We start from the raw sequence: 5,176 nt of genomic DNA on the forward strand, positions 1-5,176 counted from the left end.
TCTGTTACCATGTTTAGTACAAAAGACCTGGAATTGAAGAAGATAGACCATTTAGGGATAGTAGCAGGAATAGTAGATTCAATAGGGATTGTAGAAATAATTAATAATTTAGTAGGTTCAGAGCCAGGAGAAAAAGTCAGTACAGGTCAGGTGGTAAAAGCGATGATTTTGAACGGCTTAAGTATGATGTCACAGCCGTTATATATGTTTCCAAAATTCTTTGAATTAATTGCTTGTGAACATTTAATTGGTGTAGGAGTAAAAGCAGAATATCTCAATGATGACAAGCAGGGTTAGCGCATCTCAAACCCTATTGACAAGGGGATTTATTTGATATGTGGGAGGATGTTCAAGTGACACAACTCAAGGTAAGTTAATATATAACCCATCTAGCCGCTGTATCTAAGTAATGTCAACAGGATTTAAGAAGAAGTGTAAAACCAGAAAATCTGTTACACCCAGTGTAGACAGTAAAGAGATTACCAGCAACTTTCTGCAACACTTTACGGGAATAAAAGATCCTAGAGTGAAAAGGACTCGATGGCATTTACTCACCGATATTATCACTATTTCCTTGTTGGCAGTCATAGCGGGCGCAGAAGGGTGGGAAGATATTGAGGAATATGGACTAAGTAAAAAACAGTGGTTAGAGACATTTTTAGAATTACCAGAAGGAATACCCAGTCCGGATACATTTAGAAGAGTATTTGAGAGAATAAACCCCAAAGAATTTGAGCAATGTTTTCGGAATTGGGTGCAATCATTAGTGGAGAAATTGGGCGTAGAAGTAGTTGCTATAGATGGGAAAACTCATCGAGGGTCATATGATCGAGAATCCAAACTAAAAGCTTTACATACAGTGAGCGCATGGGAAGAGTGAAAATAGGTTGATTCTAGGACAAAAAAAAGTCAGTTGTAAATCAAATGAAATCACCGCAATTCCATCACTATTAGAGACTCTGGACTTGTCTGGCTGCATTATCACTATTGATGCAATGGGGACACAAAAATCAATTGCCGAACAAATCATAGCTGGAAATAGATGTAGGTGGTAATTCTTTCGTTAAATCATGTCCTTTAATAAATTCTTGAACGATGAAAATCAAATCCCCAACTCCTTAAAGAAGTCGGGGATCTAAATTAAAGATATAAAAATACTAATTTAGTCTAAACTCCAGTTGCTACTAGCTGTTGATTAGTAACAGGAGCAAAAATATCTTCGTAACTTGGGAAAATTTCAAATACTGAATCAAGCTGGGTAAGTTCCAAAATCAACTTAACTGGAGCTTTGACATTACAAAGAACTAACCGACAACCACTTTGACGCGCTGATGTCAGGGCTTTAACGAGAGGGACTAATCCAGAACTATCCATGAAATCAACATTTGCTAAATCTATAACCCAGAGTTGGTGATGCTGAGGTTTGATTTCAGCCATCTGTTCGCTCAAGACTGTACCACTATCCAGGTCTATACTACCTTGGGGTTTGAACAAAATCACTTGGCGTTCTTGTGTAAGAGTCATAAATTTAACTTTGTATTTGAAACACTGATAAAGGGAAAATTGACATCAATACTGTTTATAATTCAACCGCAGAACGACTATTTTCGCAAATTTATGGGAATTAACAGCAGCACGGTTGGGCAAAGTTTTTTCAGTATTTATGCCGTATAATTTGTTGATAAGTCTTTCTAGTATAAGCATAATTTACTGCTAATTTCGGTAACGAACTTATCATTATCTAAAATTATCTATAGCAATCCGGTTTGATTCATGAACTTACTTGTAGAGATAGGGAACAGGGAACAGGGAACAGGGAAGGAATTTTCTTCATTTTCATTCTTCATTCTTCATCCTGACTCCTGACTCCTGACTCGGTGACTCCTGACTCCTCCTATTGCGGTTTGATTGACACCCTAGCCAAAAACAAGCAAAGATATGGTAAAGGTAAAAATTTGTAAACTCGGTGGTGCTGGATGTCTTTTGAGCTACTTTCACTAGAAAACATCCAAGAAATTGCTCATAATTATGGTTATTTAGCGATTTTTTTGGGAATATTGCTAGAAAATTTGGGCATTCCTCTTCCTGGAGAAACCGTAACGATTGTTGGTGGTTTCCTTGCTGGTAGTAATGAATTAAATTACTGGCTGGTTCTCGGTAACGCTATTGGAGGTGCTGTAATTGGTGGTAATTGCGGCTATTGGATTGGTAGAGTTGGCGGTTGGCCTTTTCTGCTCCAAGCTGGCAAGATTTTCCGCATTTCCGAAGTCCGACTGCTGAGTATTAAAGAGCAATTTACGGAAAACGCCGCTAAAGCTGTATTTTTTGGCCGCTTTTTTGCCTTATTGCGGATTTTCGCTTCACCACTTGCGGGTATAGCAGAAATGCCCTTTGGTAAATTCCTGATTTATAACGTAGCTGGGGCGACTGCTTGGGGTAGCGTCATGGTGACATTAGCTTTTTTCGCGGGAAGGATTATTTCCCTAGAACAATTGGTGGCTTGGGTAAGTAAATTTGCAATTTTGGCGTTACTTATTTTAGTTGCTGTGATTGCTATACCAATTTGGTTAGAGTCCCGCGAAGTTAAGCAGCAAACAGAAGAGTAGTAAAGATCCCCGACTTCTTTAAGAAGTCGGGGATCTGAATTATTGAATTATTACTTATTCTGTTGCGCCCAAATGCGAGTAGGTAGTCCCCAAACGTAGATAAAGCCTTCTGCAGCTTTGTGATCAAATTGATCTTCTGCGCCGTAGGTGGCTAAATCGGGAGTGTAGAGGGAATTATCACTCCAACGGCCAACTATGGTGGCGTTACCTTTGAAAAGTTTTAACCGCACGACACCAGAAACTTTTTCTTGTGTTTGTTGAATAAAAGCATCTAAAGCTGCTTTGAGTGGGCTGTACCAAAGTCCGTTATATACGAGTTTGGTATAGGTTTCTTCCATACCTCGTTTGTACTGACTGACATCTGCTGTTAAAGTGAGGCTTTCTAAGTCACGGTGAGCGTTAATTAGAACTATCATTGCTGGTGATTCGTAAATTTCCCGTGATTTGATTCCTACCAAGCGGTTTTCAATCATGTCAATCCGCCCAATCCCATGATTACCAACGATTTTATTGAGTTGTTCAATTAACTCCACAGGCTGTTTTGATGTGCCGTTAATGGTGGTAGGAAGCCCTTTTTGAAACCCAATTTCTAGATATTCCGGTTCATTGGGAGTATCAATTATGGCTTTGGTCATTTCATAGATTTCTTCTGGCGGCTCATTTGCTGGATCTTCCAATGTACCAGCTTCAATACTGCGACCAAGCAAGTTTTTATCTATACTGAACGGAGAAGATTTTTTCACTGGTGCAGGAATACCACATTTCTCACCATAGGCTATGGTTTCCTCCCGACTCATACCCCATTCTCTGGCTGGTGCAAGGATTTTGAGGTTGGGGTTGAGGGCTGTACAGGAGACATCAAAGCGTACTTGGTCGTTACCTTTGCCTGTGCAACCGTGAGCAATGGCATCTGCACCATATTTTGCAGCGGCTTCCACTAATATTTTAGCAATCAAAGGTCGAGCCAGGGCTGTTCCTAAAGGATAGCGATTTTCATAGAGGGCGTTGGCTTGAATCGCTGGAAACGCGTAGTCTTTAACAAATATATCCTTAACATCCACTACCAAGGATTCACTTGCACCGGATTTCAGGGCTTTTTCTCGAACTGGTTCTAATTCATCTCCCTGACCTAAATCTGCTGCTAGGGTAATTATCTCTTCTACTCCCCACTCTTGCTTTAAATAGGGAATGCAAACAGAAGTATCAACTCCACCAGAATATGCTAGAACAACCTTTTTAGCGCGACCCATGAATTTCTCCACTTAGGAAAACAAAGAATGAGTTATTATTATATCTGACTTGCCTAGCGTATATTTTCTTGTGCAACAGTAACTTTGTTATATTTGTCTTATTCTCAATATGGCCAGTAGTTTTTTTGGGTGAAACTGTGTTTTTTAGTATTGTCATTCCTACTTATAATCGCTTACCAATTCTGGAAAAGTGCCTCCGCGCTTTAGAGAGTCAGGAGTTCAGCAACAAAAACTATATAGAAGGTTATGAAGTTGTATTGGTAGATGATGGTTCTACTGATGGTACTTTGAACTGGTTAGCAGTACACAAAGATGAGTTTTCTCATGTCCGCTGTTTTGAACAGGATCATGCAGGTCCGGCTGCAGCACGAAATTTAGGGGTGGAAAAAGCCCAAGGTGACACAATTATTTTTATTGATAGTGATTTAGTGGTTTTGTCTAACTTCCTGCAAGCTCATACAAATGCTTTGGTACAAGGAAAAGAGAAATTAGGAAATAACTGTTTTTTTACTTACGGTGCTGTAATAAATACTTGTAATTTTGCCAATCCCACCGCTGAACCCTATAAAATCACGGATTTTTCTGCTGCTTTCTTTGCTACGGGTAATGTGGCTATTCCTAAACGTTGGTTAGAAGAAGCTGGTTTATTTGATAATGGATTTCAACTTTATGGTTGGGAAGATTTAGAATTAGGTGTGAGGTTAAAAAAATTAGGTTTGCAATTAATTAAATGTCCTCAAGCTGTTGGTTATCATTGGCATCCACCTTTTAGTCTACAGCAAATTCCTAAGTTAATTGATCAGGAAATTCAACGGGGAAGAATGGGAGTTTTGTTTTATCAAAAACATCCTACTTGGGAAGTGAAAATGATGATTCAAATGACTTGGTTTCATCGTTTATTATGGGGGATTCTTTCTGTAAACGGGTTATTGAATGAAAAAACTATGTCCCCATTTTTGCAATGGTTGATTGATTTGGGTAAGCCACAATTGGCTTTAGAAATTGCCCGAATTTTCTTGAATTGGTATAATGTAAAGGGTGTTTATGCGGCTTATTCTGAGATAGAAAGTAAATAATTAAATAATTGTTTCGCGCAGAAGAGCAAAGGTAGGAAGGATATAACAACCCAAAAAACAAAACCCCCTCTAAAAGAATAGAGGAGGTAATGTTGTTAAATAATAAACCTGGCATCGAGCTATTTTCACGGAGGGCTACCCCTCAACTATCGTCGCCGCAGCAGCGTTTCACCTCTGAGTTCGGGAAGGGATCAGTGTGGTTCCACCGCGCCATAGACACCAGGAAACAATTAAAAATTAAAAA

The 5,176-nt window shown here is 39.2% G+C and carries 4 protein-coding genes, 1 rRNA gene and 2 pseudogenes; 4 read left to right on the forward strand and 3 right to left on the reverse strand.

Annotation, left to right across the window (positions count from 1 at the left end):
- Positions 1–9 precede the first annotated feature (9 nt).
- A pseudogene (locus tag PN450_RS21650) lies at positions 10–294 on the forward strand (DUF4277 domain-containing protein); the annotation flags it as partial.
- A gap of 115 nt (positions 295–409) precedes the next feature.
- A pseudogene (locus PN450_RS21655) lies at positions 410–1,028 on the forward strand (ISAs1 family transposase); the annotation flags it as partial.
- 139 nt (positions 1,029–1,167) lie between these two features.
- On the opposite strand, the gene PN450_RS21660 reads toward PN450_RS21655, so the two are convergent.
- Positions 1,168–1,524 (reverse strand): STAS domain-containing protein, encoded by a 357-nt coding sequence (locus PN450_RS21660; RefSeq protein WP_148766471.1) that lies wholly within the window; start codon positions 1,522–1,524, stop codon positions 1,168–1,170.
- Positions 1,525–1,976: 452 nt separating this feature from the next.
- On the opposite strand from PN450_RS21660, the gene PN450_RS21665 reads away from it, so the two are divergent.
- Positions 1,977–2,606, forward strand: a complete 630-nt coding sequence (locus tag PN450_RS21665; RefSeq protein WP_015079472.1) for a DedA family protein — start codon at positions 1,977–1,979, stop codon at positions 2,604–2,606.
- A gap of 50 nt (positions 2,607–2,656) precedes the next feature.
- Here PN450_RS21665 and PN450_RS21670 read toward each other — a convergent pair whose 3' ends face one another.
- Entirely contained in the window at positions 2,657–3,856 is a 1,200-nt protein-coding gene (locus tag PN450_RS21670; protein WP_213718527.1) for an argininosuccinate synthase, read from the reverse strand.
- 137 nt (positions 3,857–3,993) lie between these two features.
- Between PN450_RS21670 and PN450_RS21675 the strand changes: the two genes are divergently transcribed.
- Positions 3,994–4,932, forward strand: coding sequence for a glycosyltransferase family 2 protein (locus tag PN450_RS21675; protein WP_213714730.1), 939 nt, complete (start codon positions 3,994–3,996; stop codon positions 4,930–4,932).
- A 106-nt stretch (positions 4,933–5,038) separates the two neighbouring features.
- On the opposite strand, the gene rrf is transcribed toward PN450_RS21675, so the two are convergent.
- Positions 5,039–5,156 (reverse strand): 5S ribosomal RNA (rrf, locus tag PN450_RS21680).
- Positions 5,157–5,176: the final 20 nt, after the last annotated feature.

The sequence above is a fragment of the Dolichospermum lemmermannii CS-548 genome, assembly GCF_028330815.1.
In the GTDB taxonomy this organism is placed as follows: Bacteria; Cyanobacteriota; Cyanobacteriia; order Cyanobacteriales; family Nostocaceae; genus Dolichospermum; species Dolichospermum lemmermannii.

Bases quoted from the DNA above. Each gene is read 5' to 3' on its own strand.
- PN450_RS21660 (WP_148766471.1), bottom strand. From the start codon at position 1,524: ATGACTCTTACACAAGAACGCCAAGTGATTTTGTTCAAACCCCAAGGT.
- PN450_RS21665 (WP_015079472.1), top strand. From the start codon at position 1,977: ATGTCTTTTGAGCTACTTTCACTAGAAAACATCCAAGAAATTGCTCAT.
- PN450_RS21670 (WP_213718527.1), bottom strand. From the start codon at position 3,856: ATGGGTCGCGCTAAAAAGGTTGTTCTAGCATATTCTGGTGGAGTTGAT.